Origin of the sequence: Bacillus cytotoxicus NVH 391-98 (genome assembly GCF_000017425.1) — a bacterium.
Lineage (GTDB): Bacteria > Bacillota > Bacilli > Bacillales > Bacillaceae_G > Bacillus_A > Bacillus_A cytotoxicus.
The window spans coordinates 2,707,849-2,725,209 of sequence record NC_009674.1 but is presented as its reverse complement, the minus strand read 5'-3'; the positions used below and the strand labels follow the sequence as shown (position 1 = coordinate 2,725,209).

The window sequence follows — 17,361 nt, the reverse complement described above, 5'->3', positions numbered from 1 at the left end:
AGAATATATGAAAAGTATGATGAAGGAGAAGGTTATGTTTGGACAACGACAGAGTTTGATTGTTTATTTACATTCATTAAAACATGCCAAAATTTTACGTAAATATGGTAATATTCATTACATATCAAAACGATTAAAATATGCAGTTGTATATTGTGATATGGATCAATTAGAACATATGATGCATAAGTTAAATAAACTTCCGTTTGTTAAGAGGATTGAACAATCGTATCGTCCGTTTCTAAAAACGGAATTTGAAAATTCACGTCCAGATCGTGCGAAAGAATATGATTATAGTTAAGTAAAATCCCCCTAGCCAATTTGATAGGGGGGATTTTCGTGTGGATGAAGGCTCCCTACTGATAAAGTGAAACTTTAATCAGTGGGGGTTTCTTCATCCCCCACTGATTATGAGCCCTCATCAATCGGGCTGCCCTAAAATAGCGGGATGAAAGTTTCACCCTATTTCATTGGGGGAATAAAGTGATTCATTCGTAAAATGCCAATTAGATGATTAAAGTACAACTCTTTTTCTGGAAAAGTTGTAGATGGTTTCACGGTAAAGGGAATTACTTTTTTTTCGATTTGTTTGGCGGTTTCTTCAAATAAAATAATTCGCTTACTTTTTTTATGATCGAGTATAGGGATGCCTTCACGACATATGTATAGTGGCTGAAAATCGCCTACAGTTGTTGGTTTTAGGATGACAACAAGTGAACATACTTTTTTATTATTTTTAACGGTTTCGAATTGTAACATATGGGTTACACGTTCTTTGTTTGCTTTGGCAATTTCAAGTAATTCATATAAGTCAGAGTAGCCTTCTCCTAGTTCAATAAAGCGTTGAATCATATCATTTTCCTCCTCTTTCTTTTACTGTATCATTTCATTTTTTAAATGAAAAGAAGGCAAAGAAAAAAAACCCTGCAAAGCAGGGCCCTTCTTATACTAGTATGTACTAGTAAGAAGGCAAAGGGAGAGGAGAAACCGGAGGAAGAACTTATGGGGAAACGTAAGTCTTCTCCGCGGTTGGCAACAACATCGAAGGTGATGTTGTTATCTTTATTTATGTCCAATCTAATTGAAGATATACATAATGAATTTAAAATTTATCGTAGGCTTTTTATTTTTCTTTTATTTTATGATAGGATAAAAAAGGTAAAGTGAACCTTACATAGAGGGTAAGATGGTGTTATGAAATGAACTAATACGTAGATAAAGTGTACAGGTTCATTCATTTTCTGTTATATTTTTGAAATGATTGTTAGCTGAATATGCACATGAAATATTGCTGAAAACAAATATTTTTCTTTTCATAAGTAACGGATTCAGGTATTCTGTAATGGTAAAATAATTAGAAAATATTTAGATTTGATAGCGGTTACGAATAATCGCTCCATAGTTTATAGATTGAAATAAAGGTAGTGACAACAAATGAGAGTAGTTTCTGGTAAATGCAAGGGACATCCGCTTAAAGCTGTACCTGGTAGTACAACGCGTCCAACAACAGATAAAGTAAAAGAATCTATCTTCAATATAATAGGTCCATACTTTGATGGAGGGAGTGCCCTTGATTTATTTGGAGGAAGCGGAGGGCTTGGGATTGAAGCGCTTAGCCGAGGGATGGACAAAGTAATCTTTGTTGATCGAGATCATAAAGCAGTGAAGATAATTCGTCAAAATTTGGAAAGTTGTAGAGTACATAATCAAGCTGAAGTATATAGAAATGATGCGGAAAGAGCTGTGAAAGCGCTAATTAAACGTGAGATTTCATTCGATCTAATCCTACTAGATCCGCCATATAAAGATCAAAAAATAGTCTCTCTCATTAGCATTATAGATCAACATGGATTGCTGAATGAAGATGGTTTGATTATGGCAGAGCATGGGAATGAAGTAATCTTACCTGAAACAATAGGGAAGCTTGTAAAGGTGCGGGCAGAAAAGTACGGTATTACAGCCATTTCGATTTATAAGTATGAAGGGGAGGGGACCGAATGACAAGCATAGCAATTTCTTCAGGGAGTTTTGATCCAATAACACTTGGACATTTGGATATCATTAAAAGGGGAGCAAAGGTGTTCGACGAAGTATATGTTGTTGTCTTAAATAACTCAGCAAAGAAGCCATTCTTTTCAGTGGAAGAGCGTTTAGAGTTAATCCGAGAGGCAACAAAGGAGATTCCAAATGTAAAAGTAGATTCACATAGTGGGTTGTTGGTTGAATACGCGAAAATGCGCAATGCAAATGCCATTTTACGAGGTTTACGAGCTGTTTCTGATTTCGAGTATGAGATGCAAATTACTTCGATGAATCGAAAGTTAGATGAAAATATTGAAACGTTTTTTATTATGACAAATAATCAATATTCATTTCTAAGTTCAAGTATTGTAAAGGAGGTAGCTCGTTACGGAGGGAATGTATCAGGGCTTGTTCCATCTTGTGTTGAACGTGCTTTAAAAGACAAGTTTCAAACCCCGTTAAAATAAAACGGGGTTTTTCTTTACTGATTTTGTTATAGAGAGCAGCGAGAGTCTTCTCATAACTCTGTTCGATTCGCTAGCACGTTACAGAGTTATCGTATGGTGCGTACGAATAATAAAATAACATATAGATACAAACAAAGTAGTGTAAAAATGGGGCCATAGTGAAGAAGTAATTCCCAAGTATTTGTAAGTGCTGAAGAATAATTTGATAAAAAGACAGGAATATCTTGTTGGTTCGGTGAAAAAGAATGTGATTTTTCATACAGTGGTCCCCAAAATATAAATGTGTAAATAGGAGCAAGAATACTTTGAATGATTCGAGCAAAAAAGTAGGGTTTAAAGCGAATATCGGTATCTGCTAGTATACTCGCTACTTGCGCTTGAATTGAAAGACCGCTGAAGGCAAGGATAAAACTTGTAATCATTGCTTGTTCCAAAATAGTTGTACCATTTGTTTGGCTAATCATTTTACTTCCTAGTGTCATTTCAAAAAGACCAGATAAAATAGGAATACTAAAATGAGTGGACAATTGGAAGAAAGATAAAATATGTTGCATAATAAAATTCAGAGTTGCTGTAATTTGAAAAATGGTAATCATTTTATTTAACACAGAGAATAAGATAATAAATCCGCCGATCATAAGTAACGTTTGAATGGAAGAAATAATGGCATCTCCTAGCAGTTTTCCAATCGGTCTTTTTTCTTGTAAACGTGTCTCATGGAGAATGGAAAAAGCATGTTGTAATAGACGTCTTTGAACGGGTGATGCACGTTTTATGTAAGGTTTATTGTCACCATAAAAGCGCATAAGTAGTCCGACAGTAAAGTTACTTATATAATGTGCGGCGGCTAAAATGAAGCCTAATTTTGGATTATTAAAGAATCCGATAGATACAGCACCGAAAATAAATAATGGGTTGGAAGAATTTGTGAAAGAGACGAGGCGTTCTGCTTCAATTTGTGTTAGTTGGTTACTTTGACGTAATCTAGCGCTTAATTTCGCGCCAGCAGGAAAACCAGAGGCCATTCCCATTGCCCAAACAAACCCACCGATACCAGGGACTCGGAAGAGAGGGCGCATAAGAGGTTCTAACAGGACACCGATAAATTTTACAACGCCTATGCTAATTAAAAGCTCGGCAACGATAAAAAAAGGTAATAATGAAGGAAAGACAACCTCCCACCACATATTTAATCCGCGAATAGAAGATTGTAATGCGGCTTGGGGATGAAGTACAAGAGAGAATGTTAGAAATAGCGTTGTGATTGTGAGAAAAGCTGTTTTCCATTTTTCATACATACTGCAAAATCCCCCTTTGTCCCAAAAAACGTTCATTTCAGTATACGTGGATACATAGTAAATTTAGACCATAAGTATGAAAAAGGAGTAAAAAAAGTTTAAGGGTGATTCATATGCGAGAACCGAAAATAGGCTTGGCTCTTGGCTCTGGTGGGGCAAAAGGATTTGCTCATGTAGGGATTATTAAGATATTACGTGAGTCTAATATTCCTATTGACATGATAGCAGGAAGTAGTATGGGGGCGCTAATTGGAACATTTTATGCTACAAATTGTAATGTTGAAAGACTTTATCGAATGGCCTCAGTATTTAAGAGGAAATATTATTTAGATTTTACTGTGCCGAAAATGGGATTTATTTCTGGAAAACGTGTAAAAGATATGATTAAAATGTTTACATATAACAAAAAAATGGAAGAGTTAGAAATTCCAACTGCAGTTGTAGCCACTGACATTTTAAAGGGAGAAAAAGTTGTATTTACAAAAGGGTCTATTGCTGATGCTGTTAGGGCGAGTATTTCTGTACCAGGAGTGTTTGTTCCTGAAAAAATAGATGGGCGCTTATTAGTGGATGGAGGGGTAATTGATCGGATTCCTGTATCCGTCGTCAAGGATTTAGGAGCTGATATTGTAATTGCTGTAGATGTATCCCCTATTAAAGTAAATGGTGAAATTAATTCTATTTATGACGTAATTATGCAAAGTATTGAAATTATGCAGTATGAACTTGTTGTTAATCGACAAACTGCATCGGATTTAATGATGCGTCCAACAGTAGAACAGTTTAGTTCTCGTGCTTTTACAAATATTGAAGAAATTATTCGAGTAGGAGAAGAAGAAGCAAAGAAACATATTCAAGATATTTATTTATTAATTGAGCAGTGGAAGGAGAAAAATAATGTTTAAGCGTTTTCGGTTTATATATGCGATTTTAATTGGAGTTATATTGGCGATGCTACTTGTATATATTCGTCTACCTTACTATATAACAAAACCAGGAATGGCTGCGAAGTTAACCCCTTATGTACAAGTGGAAGGCGGAAAGAAAGAATCTGGTGACTTTATGCTTGTGACAGTTTCAATGGGACCTGCTAATGTAATCAATTTAATAGCTGCACAATTTAGCAAATATAATCACATTTCAAAAGCGGAGGAAATATTACAAAAAGGTGAGAGTGATGAAGAATATCAATTTCGCCAAGAGTATGCGATGAAACACTCTCAAAATGCTGCTATTTATAATGCATATAAGAGAGCGAATCGTCCTGTTTCTTTTCAAAATAAAGGAATATTAGTCGCTGGTGTTGCAGAAAATATGCCGGCAGCGGGAAAATTAAAGCTTGGGGATGTAATTGTAGTTGTTGATGAAAAAACATTTGAAACGACAGAGCGATTTGCTGAATATATGGCAAATAAAAAAGAAGGCGATGTTGTACATATTGAATATATAAGAAATGGAAAACGTTTCAAAGAACAATTGGCAGTAAAAGAAATCCCTGGTGGTAAGGGGCGTGTTGGTATTGGAGTTTCTATTGTTACAGAACGAGAGTTAGTTGCAGATCCAAAAGTGAAGATTGATTCCCATGAGATTGGGGGACCATCAGCAGGCCTGATGTTTACGTTAGAGATTTATAATCAATTAATTGAAAACGATATGACAAAAGGGCATGAAATTGCTGGAACAGGTACAATCAATGAAAAAGGCGAGGTTGGTCCGATTGGCGGAATTCAGCAAAAGGTGGTAGCTGCCAGTGATGCAGGAGCTGAAATCTTCTTTGCTCCAAATGAAAAAGGAGCGAAAAACTCAAATTATAAAAAGGCGCTTGAAGCGGCCAAAGATATTAAAACAAAAATGAAAATTGTACCAGTGGATACATTGGATGATGCTTTGGCTTATTTAGAGAAGTTGCCAGAGAAAAAGTAACTTCTCTTTGCAAAGTTTTTCATTGAACTTAAAACGGAAAGCTATATGAACGAATCATTCATATAGCTTTCCGTTTCTACGTTATAAAAATGTTTTGTCTATTTCATTATATCGAATTGGATATTGTGTTATATTTTGTTGTATACATTTTGTGCGTAAAGGTTCTTGTAAAGCGGAAAGATAGACGGCATTTGCTCGTCGTTCTATATTTAAAACAGGGTGTTCAAATGTTTTTGTATGTGTCAGAAGAGGGAGACTCATTTGTTTTTTATTTTTAGAAAGGTAAGATTGTCCTTTTTGGGACATGCCAAGTAACCGAATATACGGTGCATGGTTTTCGATTGCTGCGCTCTTTATCTCTTCTTTTGTTGTATTGGTTAAAATATGTGTGCATACTCGTTGCAATCTTGTCCACGTATATCGTTTTGTTTTTATAGCCTCCATAAATGTAAGGAAGGACGTGGCATTCTGTATTTTAGCTAATATACGATGTTCTAAACCTTCTTCCATTTCATATATATGTTGGAGTTCTTTAGCAGACATCGTCAAGAGTTTATACTTGAAAAGAGGAAAATACGTTTCCCAATTATGTAATACATGGTATATATGATAATATTCTTCTAAAAGAGAAGAGGTACAATTCGGTACAAATGGATATATACTAGTAAAGGAGCAATCCCCGATGAACAGTTGTTTGCGAATGCTTGTTGCGCTGGCGATATGCTTATTTGTAAAGGATTCATCGTGATAATGAGCTGCGAATCTTTTTATCGTATGAGCACGAATCGTACTTTTTTGTGACAAAATGGCTTGAATATAATGTAGCCCTAATATATTGTTTGGCTGTGACATATCGATTGTGTCATGTCCTGATAAAATATGAGAAAAGGCTTCAGAAGTTGCTTTTGCATAGCTATTTCCTTCGCTTATATATTGCTGCACGAGCTGATTAAAAGTATTTTGCTTCTTTTGCTGTAACGATAGAGTATTGTAGAAGTGTTGAACGTGTCCATCTTCACTTCCGAAACAAATATCTGAAACACCAAGTGCATTTAAAATAGAAATGGCCCCATTTGCAAATGTTTCCGCTTTTTGAGTTGCAAATGCATAAGGAAGTTCTACAACAAGATCAATACCGCCAGCTAGAGCCATTTTTGTTCGATACCATTTAGAGACGAGAGCAGGCTCACCACGTTGTAAAAATGATCCACTCATGACCGCAATAGTAACATCACATTGTGTTAACTTTTTTGTTTGTTGCACATGATAAACATGACCGTTATGAAAGGGGTTGTATTCAACGATAATACCGCTTGCCTTTATAATAATCTCTCCTTTCAGTGTAGCATCTTTTCGAAAAACATGATAATCTATATATTATTTACTATAATGACTTCATTATAGTGTAAAGAAAAAACTTACACTATAAAAGCATTATACCACTTATATCATAGGGTTTAACCCTCTTGATTTTCCTCAACGACCACATTTTGACCACTTCGACCACTTTTTAATGCATTTTGTAACTTTTCAGCAGCTTCAATTTGACGTTCTTCATAAACATCCGTATAGATATTTAATGATGTAGAAACATTTGTGTGACCAAGTAATTTTGCAACAACCTTTGCATTTACGTTAGAATCGATTAAAATAGTTGTAAACGTTCTTCGAATATCGTGAAATCTAATATACGGTACGTCAATCGCTTCGCACAAAGCTTTCATCTGATAGCGTATCGTATATGGGTGCACGATTTTTTTATTTCTCGTACAAATTAATAAGTCGAGAGGATTCTCTTTTTTATATTTTTGATACTCTACCAATTCGTCCACTAATTCCTCGGTCATCGGAATCACCCGATTAGACGCTTCAGTTTTTGTTTCGCCTAATACATATTTACCATCTACGAGAGTCAGTGTTCTTTGTACATGAATAGTTTTCTTTTCGAAGTCAATGTCTCCCCACTGTAAAGCTAATACTTCACCAATACGCATACCTGTGTGTAGAGCCAAAACAAACGCGATGTAATAACTACCTTTTAGTTTAGCGCAGTCTATAAAAGTCATTGCTTGTTCAATTGTCCAACTAGCTTGTGCTTTCTTTTTCACTTTTGGACGCTTTGCTTTTTTGGCAGGATTAGAACTAATCATTTCCAGTTCTACGCCCTTATCAAGTATTTGTTTTAACATTACATCAACGGAAGAAATATATTTCGTTGTTAAACCCTCTTTAATCATCTTCTGATGAAAATTGTGAACTGTTAATGGTTTGATATTCGATAACTTTTTATCACCGAATTCAGGCATAACACGTGATCGCAGAATGCGTTTGTATTGGTATAGTGTTGACGGTCTACATGTTGTTTCTTTTTCTTGCATCCAGATCTCTACGAGTTGAGAAAAACGGATATCATTATTCTCAAAATCTCCATTCGCTAAATCATTTGTAACTTTGGCTGCGGCTTCTTGAGCAGCTTTTTTTGTCTTGAAACCACCTCTAGTAATTTGTTTTCGTTTACCAGTGATTGGGTCCTTGCCAACATCCATAGTAAAAGACCACTTCTCACCACGTTTACGAAAGTATGCCATGATTTTCACCTCGTCATAATCGTTTTCTAGATACAAGCTGTGATTTGTGGTAGTGGTAACTGAATGATAGCATGTTAGTCTAATTTCTGTAAAAGGAAATTTACAGATATAGAACATGTGCGTTAAAATATTTATAGACTCAGAACAAGAAAGGGGAATGAGAAATGGGAGAGTTTACAAAAGACCCAGGTGGTGGAATGGGTATGTATGATCCAGGAGTTGGTTGGAAATACAACGAAGAACCTGGAACAGGTTGGAAAACAATTAATGATCCGGGAACAGGTGTTTAAAAGAGCCGTTTGGCTCTTTTTTTGTTTATAGAAAAAATTTCTCAATATTTTTTAAAAATTAATAAGAACAAACGTTCTTTATTTGTGGTAAAATATTCTTGTGCTAAAATTCAAAGGTTTGAAAAAATTTCTCAACATGGAATACCAAATGCGAGAATGAACGTTCTGATTTTTATGATAAGATAAGAGCAACAAATAAATGACAAAAAAGACCCACGGCGTAACAGTAGTGAGGCCACACTACTGTTACGTTTTACCCTACCGGTGATAGGGAAAACCTTCCATGAGTCAGCATTTAGTATAACATAATTCTCAGGCATATATAGCGTTGTGATGCGTTTTCCTATTGAGAAAAATTAGGGCTGTGTCTTCGGGTCTAAACTGAGGAGGGTTCTAATGCGTGATTGTATAAACTTAGAGGAGATTGTACCTGAAAAAGACATTACTCTTACAAAACTTTCAAAAATAACTCATTTATCTCAATCAAACTTATGGAAAACAATAAATGGTCAAGTACCTATGAATTTTTCAAAGTTGATGAAAATTCTTGTGAATACAGAAACAGAAGATCAAAAAATGGAAATTGTTCAAGGATTTTTAAAATCTACAGATAAAGAAGCAGATATTAGAGCAGCGATGTACTACACATATTTGGCTGGATATACGGATATCTTGCATAGCCTACTTGAACGAGATTGTCGACAATCTGTCACGAAACATTATAAAGAAATTTTTAAAGTTGGAATTGAAAGGCAATCTGGGAATTTGCGTTCAAAAGACTTTTTTAAAAGACTAGATGATTTACGTGCAAAGGTTAATTTAAATAAAGTTAATATAAATATTTTAGTGAACTTGTTAAGTATTTACGGGTATTCAGATATGGGAGCTTATAATCTATTTGTAACTATGCACGATATGATTCGAGATAAGTTATATGAAATGCCAGATGGTTTAGAAAAAACATTAATTAATACAGAATTGAATATTTTATGTGCCTATGCGTACTTAATGCAAGATGAAGTAGAGAATGCAAGAAATTTATTATATGAGGTACTAAATATAGCCGAAATGCCTTGTCTGTTAAAGGCAACAGCCTACAGTGTTCTAGGGGAAAGTTATATTTTTACAAATGTAGAGAAATCTATTCATTATTTTAAAATTTCACTTCAAGAATTACATAAAATAACAAATAGCAAATCATTACTGAAAAGGAAATTAGTTGAGAATACACTAGCTTTCTGTTGTATAATTCGGAAAATTCCTGTAAAATCAAGTTATATTCATGATATAGCTGAACAAGCATTACTGAAAATTTTTTTAAATGAACATGACGCAGCAGCTGAAATGTTATACAAAATTGAGAATCGTACAGCTTTTCAAGATTTATATCTAGCTGTAGCTACTAAAAACTCTGAATTACGTAAAAAAGCTTATCATCGATTTTTGAAAGATGGTAATTTATTCTACATAAAAATATTTGATATTTTAAAATAAGGAGATTGTTGAGATGAAAAAGATTATAGCTGGTTTAGCAATTGTATGTGCTCTTACGTTATCTGTATCTTCAATTTCAAATGAAGTTGGTAAGGAGAAAGTTAAAGAACCTGTAAAAATGATGTTGGATCCTGGTACCATCGGATAAATATCAAAAAGCGAAATGCCATTACACTTCAAAGTGTAATGGCATTTCGTACGTTATAGGACTTATTCATTTTCTTCATTTTGACATTTTTGAATAATCAAGGGTGATAGGGGAGAATAGCATGAAGAATCAAATAGCAGAACAGTTAGAATTAACCGCAATTAAGAATAAAATGGAAGCATTATTAGAAAAAGTATACCAAGGTGATAAAGAGGCTATAGAAAAGCTTAATAGATTAAAAAAAGCGATGGTTAGCAATTAAGCTATCTATCGCTTTTTTCTTATAACTCATTTTTAATCATATTGATTATTTCTTCTCGTTTTCGCGGATTGAGTTCGTCGATCTGTTGCATTAGTTCTTTGAGATCATCTTTAAGAGCTCTTGAATCTTTTGAATTTAAACTTTTATGTTCAGATAATCCCATGATGTAATCCGCAGAAACTCCAGATAATCGCGACATTTTTTCTACTGTTTCTCTGGAGGGATTTCTTTTACCGTTCTCATATAGAGATATCATTGTTTTCTTTGCATTTAAAGCTTCTGCAAATTCACGTTGACTCATTTTTAGAAGTTCTACACGTATTTCTTTAATTCGAATACCAATTATATTATCACTCATTAGTAAATCCTCCCCTTAAAATCATTAACTATAGTTAATGATGTCCCTATATAGAATGTAACAAAAAGGTTTGCTGTAAGACAACTAAATTTTTTGTATAAAAGGGTTGCTTGAAGCAAACCCTTAGTGTATAATCAAATTAACAAACAAGATGAAGGTGATAAAATGATGGTACTTGATACCGAAAAAGTTAAAGCCTTGAGGACACAACTTGGATATAGTCAAAGTTTTGTGGCTGAAAATATTGGCTATCGAAATAAATCTATCTATTGTAATTTGGAGCTAGGCAACAGGCAACCAAGTATTACAAAGCTAGTTAGGTTAGCCAAATTATTGAATGTAACAACTGAAGAAATTTTAAAGGAGTCAGTATAAAACGACTTATTTTTTTACCTAATGGTTTGCTTGAAGCAAACTTGGTATGCCTCTTATATCATTTATTATCCCGAATAAATCGAGGATCTATGTACCAATGAAAATGAAAAGGAGTGTTAATTATGTATCAAATCAAAGAATTACCATTCGCGCTAAAGGCAGAAGATGTACAAAAGTTTTTAAATATCTCTCGTTCATCTGCATATGCACTGATGAAACGAAAAGATTTCCCAACAATCACAATCGGTAAAAGTAAACGCGTTAAGGCAGAAGATTTTCTTGAATGGGTTGATAAACAAAAGGAGGTATCACATGGATCCAGCATTGGCTGAAAGTACGTTTAGTCTTTTCATCACTGGATTAGTCATCGTAGTCGTTTTTGGGGGAATAGCAGTCGTGGGAACATTCATTGAACAGCTTATCAACGAGAACGAGCGACTTGAAGAAGAAAACAAAAAGTTGCGAAAGGGGAAAGTGATATGAAGTCAATCAAATTGGAAGAAGCGCCAAAAGTTTTGCAAGAGGCAGTTCAAAAACATTTAGAAGCAGGATTTGAAGTTTTGGAAGTGATTGAGGAACCACGTGATGAGCGTGACACATTTTATGAAGCAACACTTGCAACGAACGATCATTCTACAATTATTAATTTGTTTGGTTATACAAACGTTTTTAAAGAGTTTGTGGTGGATGAACAAATATTTGACACTTGGCTGGCAATCAAAGCAATGAAAGTAAGTAAGGTATTTCGTAATAAAATCAAGCGTCACTTACGAACTATTGAACGAAAAGAAGAGGAGTGAAATCGTGATAACAGCACCAGTTCTACAAAAAGACATGGAAAGAAAACAAATATTAGATGAGTTTTTGCAGTATTGCGAACAGAAGCAAATTGAAGCAGTGAAGAAACACGATCCATTAATGCTTTGTATCTGGATTAAGGAGGCACGCTTGGCTAGAAGGGAACTTGCAGAATTATTTCGAGCGAAAGAGAAGCGCGACGAAGAGCGTGAAAACATCTTAGGAATTATTAATCGTTTGAAAAGCCAAGGGATTGACGCAAGTGTTGTTGAGAGAGCTCATTATATAACTTTGGCTAAATAAAAAAGCTCTAGAATGGGTTCAGAGCTTTAAAGAAAGGTAGTAAGAAAATGTAAGTAATTGAGTGACTATCTTTCAATGTAAGAAAAGTTTAACACGTAATCTATACAAATTCTATATATAGATTATATGAACTTATGCATATTTAATAAGCTGAGTATTAGAAAGGGGAATGCAAATGATTGAAAACCCAATGGTTATGCGAAACGGCTATGGCATACCAGATCCACAAGAAAACATGATTGACCATCCAATTGAGGATGCAATGGGCAGTGAAATTTTGCCGGGGGATGAATTCTTAGTAGCTCCAGATGGTGAAGTGGTTTTGCGTGAAAACATCATGGATTACATGATTACGCAGCTTGGTTTTGAAAAGAAAACCGCTGGAGAATAAAAAAGGAAACCCACGGGTATGGGCTTCCTCGTTAAAAGATAAGTTGAAGTTAGTATACCACAGAAAGTGAGTGAATAAAACATGCAAGCGAAAGTTTTAATAAATACACTCAATATGGACCATAAACAGTGGTTGCAAGCACGAACACAAGGTATTGGCGGTTCAGATGTTTCGGCTATCGTAGGTTTGAATAAATGGAAATCAGCAGTTCAAGTATTCCTTGAAAAAACACAAGTAATAAAAAAAGAAGATGAACAAAGTGAAGCAGCGTACTTCGGAAATGTTTTGGAAGAAGTAGTGGCAAAAGAGTTCTCCAAACGTACGAATTTAAAGGTGCAACGTAGGAACGCAATCTTACAACATCCTGAATATCCGTGGATGCTTGCTAACGTGGACAGGCTTATTGTTGGTGAACAAATTGGTCTTGAATGCAAAACAGCGTCGGAATATTTTAAAAAAGAATGGAAAGATGAGGAAGTTCCAGACGCTTATCTTCTTCAATGCCAACATTATATGGCTGTAACTGGATACGAAGCATGGTGGATTGCGGTACTCATTGGTGGAAACAAATTCGTGTACAAAAAGATCGAGCGAGATGAAGAAATCATTCAATACATCATCGATATTGAAAAAGACTTCTGGCTCAATCATGTTGAGAAGAATGAACCACCGATGTTTGATGGAACAGAGGCATCCACCGAGCTACTTAAACACCTGTATCCAAAATCAGTCGAAGACAGCTTTGTTAGCTTAGGAAGAGATGAAGAAATTCTGATTGAGGCTCGCAATCAAATTGATAAAGAAATTAAAAGCTTGCAAGAACAGAAAGCAGAATATGAGAACAAACTTAAAGCGAAACTCGGCAAAAATGAAGCTGGTAGAACTGAGAACTATACAATCTACTGGAAAACTTATAGCTACAAACGATTTGATAGCAAGAGATTTGCAAAAGAACATCCTGAGTTATTTCAAAAGTATACAAAAGAAACGACTTCTCGTCGCTTCTCAGTTAAATAAGGGAGGAATAATTGATGAAGTTTCTTATTCAAGCAACAGTTTTTAATAAAGAGTTATTTGGTAAAGCAGTTTTTGTTGAAGGACATGATGTCGATGGAGATAAGTGGAATGAATTTTATCTTGTGAATAGGGTGGAAGCTGAGTGTCTAGTATTGGTGGATATATCCGGAAGACGACGTTCTTTGCACATAGAGAACTTTGAAGGCAATGATGGAATGAAATTAACAGTGTTAACGAAAGGGGATAAAAACTAATGGCTACAAACGAAAAAATCAAAAATCAATTAGCAAACCGTAAAGTGAATGCACCTTTATCACCTGAACAGACAGTGGAAGCGTACATGAAGAAAATGGCTCCACGTTTCGCGGAAGTATTACCAAAACACATGGACATGGATCGTATGAGTCGCATTGCTTTAACAACTATTCGTACAAACCCTAAATTGCTTGAATGCAATGTACCATCGCTTATGGGAGCTGTCATGCAAGCAGTGCAGTTGGGGTTAGAACCAGGATTACTCGGACACTGCTACATCTTGCCTTATAAAGGTGAAGCGACTTTTATCATTGGTTACAAAGGGATGATTGATTTAGCAAGACGTTCGGGGCACATTCAAAGCATCTATGCTCATGCAGTGTACGAAAATGATGAATTTGAATATGAATTAGGATTAAATCCACAGTTAAAACATAAACCATCATTTGGCGATCGTGGCGAATTTATCGGAGCATATGCAGTTGCTCATTTCAAAGATGGTGGTCATCAGATGGAGTTTATGCCAAAGAGTGAAATTGAAAAGCGTCGTAAACGTTCAGCTTCTGCAAATTCAAATTATAGCCCTTGGAAGTCCGATTATGAAGAAATGGCAAAGAAAACAGTAGTTCGTTACATGTTCAAATACTTGCCAATTAGTATCGAAGTTCAATCGCAAGCACAGCATGACGAAGTAGTCCGAAAAGATATTACAGAAGAACCACAATTTATTGAAGCTGATTCAGTTGAGGTGGAAGAAACACCAACAGAAGGGACAAACCAAGAAGAATTCGTGATTGAAGAATGAATAACAAATCAAAGGTGCTCCTCTCCCGCAAGTTATGGGAGAGAGCACAATCAAAAGATGAGTTGAAACAATCGATTGCAAGGTATATACAAACTGGTTATCCAGGTTATCGCATACAGAAAGTTGTTAAGGAAGATGAGTTTTACATCGCGATTTGCACAAGGGGGTAACAGCATGAGTAATGTTGTATCTGAAATTGGAGGATTGAACCTGAAAGGAAATGTGGTAGATCACGAATGGTTTAATTACATCACTTTTAGTAACGGAAAACCTCACATAGTAGCAATTATGGTTTTAAGTGAAATTGTTTATTGGTATAGACCTACAGTTATTCGAGATGAAATAACAGGGAAGGTCACATATAAGAAAAAATTCAAGGCAGATAAATTACAGAAGAACTATCAACAATTAGCTGATACATTTGGTTTTTCAAAATTGCAGGTAAAGAGAGCGTGTGATTTATTAACGGACATGCTGCTTATAAAAATTGAGTTTCGTACTATCAATGTTGATGGAAAAGTCTTGAATAATGTGATGTTTGTAGAACCAGTAGCATCAGAAATCAAAAAGATTTCTAGCATGTATCAACAAATAGAAATAGACCCTCCTTACTTTGAAGTAAAGAGGGACCCTACTTCAAAGTTACCACCCTCCTTACTTGAAAGTAAGGACCCTCCCTACTTTGAAGTAAGGACAAATACAGAGAATACTACAGAGATTACTACAAATATAGATGATGATGATAATCCACATCCGTTAATTGATCTACAGTTTAAAAATAGCTTGGAACATCTGATGAAGAATAGCATCCCGTTAAGTGTAATTGCGGAGCAAGAATTAGGTGAATTTTGCGACTTATTTGGCAGTGAGTTGGTGAATGCAGCAGTTGATAAAGCACTTGATGAAAATGCTCCAAGATGGACATATATTCGAACAATTTTAAGTAATTGGCAAAAGAACAACGTTAAAACACTGGCAGATGTTATCAAACTCGATGAAGATTATAAAAACCGAAGAGGTGGTGTAGGAAATGCAGCACATCGGAAGCGCACTGGCAGAGGTTATGCAGCGAGCAGAAATTATGAAGAGGAAAATGCAAATAGAAAGCGGAACATGCCGAGCTTCATTAAACGAGTATAAATGTTCGAAGTGTCAAGATACGGAAGTTATCTTCTATGAGGAAGTAAATGAATTTGGTATGAGAGTTTCTATGCAAAAGGATTGCGATTGTAAAGCGCAACGAGTGTTAGAACGTCGTTTGAAAAATGCGATGATTCCAGAAGAATTTGCAGACGCTCGTTTTGATTCTTATATGAGAGAAACAGAAGAACAAAAGCTTCTGTATAACACAATGGCAAAGTATTTGAAGAACTTTAAAGAGATTAGAGAAACAAAACAGAATAGCTTGGGTTTCATAGCTACATTTGGTGAGTTACGAATTAAACAATTAGAACCAGCTAAGCGAGCAGAGGCGAAAAGGGATCATAACAGTTTTGGTCTTGGCAAAACACATCTTCAAGTAGCTGCAGCAAAGTATCTTATGAAGCAAGGATATAGTGTGTTGCTCATTTCGGATGGAACCTTTATGGACGATCTCATTGCAGCAAAGATGATGAACGATGAAAAGAAAGAGTTTAATCGTTTGTTGGACCATGCAAAAAAAGTAGAGATTCTCATATGGGATGATTTAGGGAAATCTAAGTGGTCAGAGGCAAAAGAGAATCTCTACTATCAAATTATTGATTATAGGTATCGCCATAATTTGCCGATTTTATACAGCTCTAATGAAGATGATGAAACATTACCTGAAAAGATTGGTTATGCAGCAAAAAGTCGATTGTTTGGAATGAGTAAACATTATTTAATCGCTGTTGAAGGCGAAGATTATCGCGAGAAGGAGTGAATGATATGTGCTCATGCAATGGCACTGGTAAAGTATTTAGTTCTCCGTTCCCAGGGGCTTGGTTGTTTGAATCATGTACTTGTGAAGTGGGTGTGATGGAACAAAAGAAACGCGCACAAGAGTGGGAAGATTTTCAAACACGTTTGAAGGAAGCTGAAATGAAATTTGGAGGTGTGAAGTATGAGCAACGTGTCATTTGAGAAAAAGCGGGAGTTTATGAAATTCATTTTAGATAACGTGTTATCAAGAGAAGATGAAGGATATCGAGTTTTATATACATTCAATAAGTATGGAAAGTTTGTAGAAAGGATTCATTTTGTTGAGAATGCTAAAAAGTATCCATATGGGATAGAGATTTCAGCGACATTCTCGGAAGGTAGAGAATTTGCATGCTATAAACCGAATGACACTCTTACCGAAGGATTAGATACATTTATGCATTTTAATTCCAATAGGGACCCAATCTACATTCAGCTAAATTTCAAAGGGAAATACAGTAATGAATTATACATGGAAGTAGTTGAAGACGATGAATGCACATTAGAAACCTACCTAGACGGAGAAGATCATGATGACATCGAGAGACTTCTTAAAAAGCAACTCATCGATTTTGCACTAGATACGCGTAATGAAGAACTATTTCGGAAGTTAATTGCAAATTAAA

27 protein-coding genes are annotated in these 17,361 nt (G+C 35.3%); 22 read left to right on the top strand and 5 right to left on the bottom strand.

Going from position 1 to position 17,361, the window contains the following annotated elements:
* Positions 1–34 precede the first annotated feature (34 nt).
* Complete coding sequence (locus BCER98_RS13335) at positions 35–301, top strand: YlbG family protein (protein WP_012095083.1); 267 nt, start codon at positions 35–37, stop codon at positions 299–301.
* A gap of 161 nt (positions 302–462) precedes the next feature.
* Here the strand turns inward: BCER98_RS13335 and BCER98_RS13330 are convergent, their stop codons facing one another.
* Positions 463–852: a DUF7147 family protein gene (locus BCER98_RS13330; RefSeq protein WP_012095082.1), complete on the bottom strand. Its 390-nt coding sequence runs from the start codon at positions 850–852 to the stop codon at positions 463–465.
* 582 nt (positions 853–1,434) lie between these two features.
* Between BCER98_RS13330 and rsmD the strand changes: the two genes are divergently transcribed.
* The gene (gene rsmD, locus BCER98_RS13325; protein WP_012095081.1) at positions 1,435–2,001 is read left to right on the top strand and encodes a 16S rRNA (guanine(966)-N(2))-methyltransferase RsmD; all 567 of its coding nucleotides are present in this window, start codon (positions 1,435–1,437) and stop codon (positions 1,999–2,001) included.
* Positions 1,998–2,489, top strand: a complete 492-nt coding sequence (gene coaD / locus BCER98_RS13320) for a pantetheine-phosphate adenylyltransferase (protein WP_012095080.1) — start codon at positions 1,998–2,000, stop codon at positions 2,487–2,489. The genes rsmD and coaD overlap by 4 nt, the downstream gene beginning before the upstream one ends.
* Positions 2,490–2,575: 86 nt before the next feature.
* On the opposite strand, the gene ylbJ is transcribed toward coaD, so the two are convergent.
* Positions 2,576–3,787, bottom strand: a complete 1,212-nt coding sequence (gene ylbJ / locus BCER98_RS13315) for a sporulation integral membrane protein YlbJ (RefSeq protein ID WP_012095079.1) — start codon at positions 3,785–3,787, stop codon at positions 2,576–2,578.
* Positions 3,788–3,900: 113 nt separating this feature from the next.
* Here ylbJ and BCER98_RS13310 point away from each other — a divergent pair, with 113 nt between their 5' ends.
* On the top strand, positions 3,901–4,692 hold the full coding sequence (locus BCER98_RS13310; RefSeq protein WP_012095078.1) for a patatin-like phospholipase family protein: 792 nt from the start codon (positions 3,901–3,903) through the stop codon (positions 4,690–4,692).
* Positions 4,685–5,710: a SepM family pheromone-processing serine protease gene (locus BCER98_RS13305; RefSeq protein WP_012095077.1), complete on the top strand. Its 1,026-nt coding sequence runs from the start codon at positions 4,685–4,687 to the stop codon at positions 5,708–5,710. The genes BCER98_RS13310 and BCER98_RS13305 overlap by 8 nt, the downstream gene beginning before the upstream one ends.
* An 81-nt stretch (positions 5,711–5,791) precedes the next feature.
* Here BCER98_RS13305 and BCER98_RS13300 read toward each other — a convergent pair whose 3' ends face one another.
* Both BCER98_RS13300 and BCER98_RS13295 read right to left on the bottom strand, forming a co-directional pair.
* The gene (locus tag BCER98_RS13300; RefSeq protein ID WP_081428393.1) at positions 5,792–7,033 is read right to left on the bottom strand and encodes a nucleotidyltransferase; all 1,242 of its coding nucleotides are present in this window, start codon (positions 7,031–7,033) and stop codon (positions 5,792–5,794) included.
* A 134-nt stretch (positions 7,034–7,167) separates the two neighbouring features.
* Entirely contained in the window at positions 7,168–8,298 is a 1,131-nt protein-coding gene (locus tag BCER98_RS13295) for a site-specific integrase (protein ID WP_012095075.1), read from the bottom strand.
* 164 nt (positions 8,299–8,462) lie between these two features.
* Here BCER98_RS13295 and BCER98_RS23410 point away from each other — a divergent pair, with 164 nt between their 5' ends.
* From BCER98_RS23410 to BCER98_RS22600, 4 genes are all read left to right on the top strand, one after another.
* The gene (locus tag BCER98_RS23410; protein ID WP_012095074.1) at positions 8,463–8,588 is read left to right on the top strand and encodes a hypothetical protein; all 126 of its coding nucleotides are present in this window, start codon (positions 8,463–8,465) and stop codon (positions 8,586–8,588) included.
* A 396-nt stretch (positions 8,589–8,984) separates the two neighbouring features.
* Entirely contained in the window at positions 8,985–10,082 is a 1,098-nt protein-coding gene (locus BCER98_RS13290; protein ID WP_012095073.1) for an AimR family lysis-lysogeny pheromone receptor, read from the top strand.
* Between the two features lie 13 nt (positions 10,083–10,095).
* On the top strand, positions 10,096–10,230 hold the full coding sequence (locus BCER98_RS23405; RefSeq protein WP_087099040.1) for a hypothetical protein: 135 nt from the start codon (positions 10,096–10,098) through the stop codon (positions 10,228–10,230).
* Positions 10,231–10,351: 121 nt separating this feature from the next.
* On the top strand, positions 10,352–10,492 hold the full coding sequence (locus BCER98_RS22600; protein ID WP_167527343.1) for a hypothetical protein: 141 nt from the start codon (positions 10,352–10,354) through the stop codon (positions 10,490–10,492).
* A gap of 19 nt (positions 10,493–10,511) precedes the next feature.
* Here the strand turns inward: BCER98_RS22600 and BCER98_RS13285 are convergent, their stop codons facing one another.
* Positions 10,512–10,850: a helix-turn-helix domain-containing protein gene (locus tag BCER98_RS13285; protein WP_012095072.1), complete on the bottom strand. Its 339-nt coding sequence runs from the start codon at positions 10,848–10,850 to the stop codon at positions 10,512–10,514.
* Positions 10,851–10,976: 126 nt separating this feature from the next.
* On the opposite strand from BCER98_RS13285, the gene BCER98_RS13280 reads away from it, so the two are divergent.
* The 13 genes from BCER98_RS13280 to BCER98_RS13225 all read left to right on the top strand — a co-directional run bounded on the left by BCER98_RS13280 (position 10,977) and on the right by BCER98_RS13225 (position 17,360).
* Positions 10,977–11,225, top strand: a complete 249-nt coding sequence (locus BCER98_RS13280) for a helix-turn-helix domain-containing protein (protein ID WP_237701312.1) — start codon at positions 10,977–10,979, stop codon at positions 11,223–11,225.
* A gap of 122 nt (positions 11,226–11,347) precedes the next feature.
* On the top strand, positions 11,348–11,557 hold the full coding sequence (locus tag BCER98_RS13275; protein WP_012095071.1) for a helix-turn-helix domain-containing protein: 210 nt from the start codon (positions 11,348–11,350) through the stop codon (positions 11,555–11,557).
* Complete coding sequence (locus BCER98_RS22595) at positions 11,538–11,708, top strand: hypothetical protein (protein ID WP_167527342.1); 171 nt, start codon at positions 11,538–11,540, stop codon at positions 11,706–11,708. Before BCER98_RS13275 ends, BCER98_RS22595 begins: the two co-directional genes overlap by 20 nt.
* Positions 11,705–12,025, top strand: coding sequence for a hypothetical protein (locus BCER98_RS13270; RefSeq protein WP_012095070.1), 321 nt, complete (start codon positions 11,705–11,707; stop codon positions 12,023–12,025). The genes BCER98_RS22595 and BCER98_RS13270 overlap by 4 nt, the downstream gene beginning before the upstream one ends.
* 7 nt (positions 12,026–12,032) lie before the next feature.
* Entirely contained in the window at positions 12,033–12,326 is a 294-nt protein-coding gene (locus tag BCER98_RS13265; protein ID WP_041810513.1) for a hypothetical protein, read from the top strand.
* 175 nt (positions 12,327–12,501) lie between these two features.
* Positions 12,502–12,717, top strand: coding sequence for a YqaI family protein (locus BCER98_RS13260; RefSeq protein WP_012095068.1), 216 nt, complete (start codon positions 12,502–12,504; stop codon positions 12,715–12,717).
* Between the two features lie 81 nt (positions 12,718–12,798).
* Positions 12,799–13,734 carry a YqaJ viral recombinase family nuclease gene (locus tag BCER98_RS13255; protein WP_012095067.1) on the top strand — a complete coding sequence of 312 codons (936 nt, stop codon included), beginning with the start codon at positions 12,799–12,801 and terminating at the stop codon, positions 13,732–13,734.
* A 14-nt stretch (positions 13,735–13,748) separates the two neighbouring features.
* Positions 13,749–13,988 (top strand): hypothetical protein, encoded by a 240-nt coding sequence (locus BCER98_RS13250; RefSeq protein ID WP_041809942.1) that lies wholly within the window; start codon positions 13,749–13,751, stop codon positions 13,986–13,988.
* A complete protein-coding gene (gene recT, locus BCER98_RS13245; RefSeq protein WP_012095065.1) occupies positions 13,988–14,794 on the top strand; it encodes a recombination protein RecT in 807 nt (268 codons plus the stop codon). Before BCER98_RS13250 ends, recT begins: the two co-directional genes overlap by 1 nt.
* Before the next feature lie 174 nt (positions 14,795–14,968).
* Entirely contained in the window at positions 14,969–15,934 is a 966-nt protein-coding gene (locus BCER98_RS13240) for a DnaD domain-containing protein (RefSeq protein ID WP_012095064.1), read from the top strand.
* Positions 15,888–16,697, top strand: a complete 810-nt coding sequence (locus BCER98_RS13235; protein WP_237701336.1) for an ATP-binding protein — start codon at positions 15,888–15,890, stop codon at positions 16,695–16,697. The genes BCER98_RS13240 and BCER98_RS13235 overlap by 47 nt, the downstream gene beginning before the upstream one ends.
* A gap of 5 nt (positions 16,698–16,702) precedes the next feature.
* Positions 16,703–16,897, top strand: coding sequence for a hypothetical protein (locus BCER98_RS13230; RefSeq protein WP_041809938.1), 195 nt, complete (start codon positions 16,703–16,705; stop codon positions 16,895–16,897).
* Positions 16,878–17,360 (top strand): YpiB family protein, encoded by a 483-nt coding sequence (locus BCER98_RS13225; RefSeq protein ID WP_012095062.1) that lies wholly within the window; start codon positions 16,878–16,880, stop codon positions 17,358–17,360. Before BCER98_RS13230 ends, BCER98_RS13225 begins: the two co-directional genes overlap by 20 nt.
* Position 17,361: the final 1 nt, after the last annotated feature.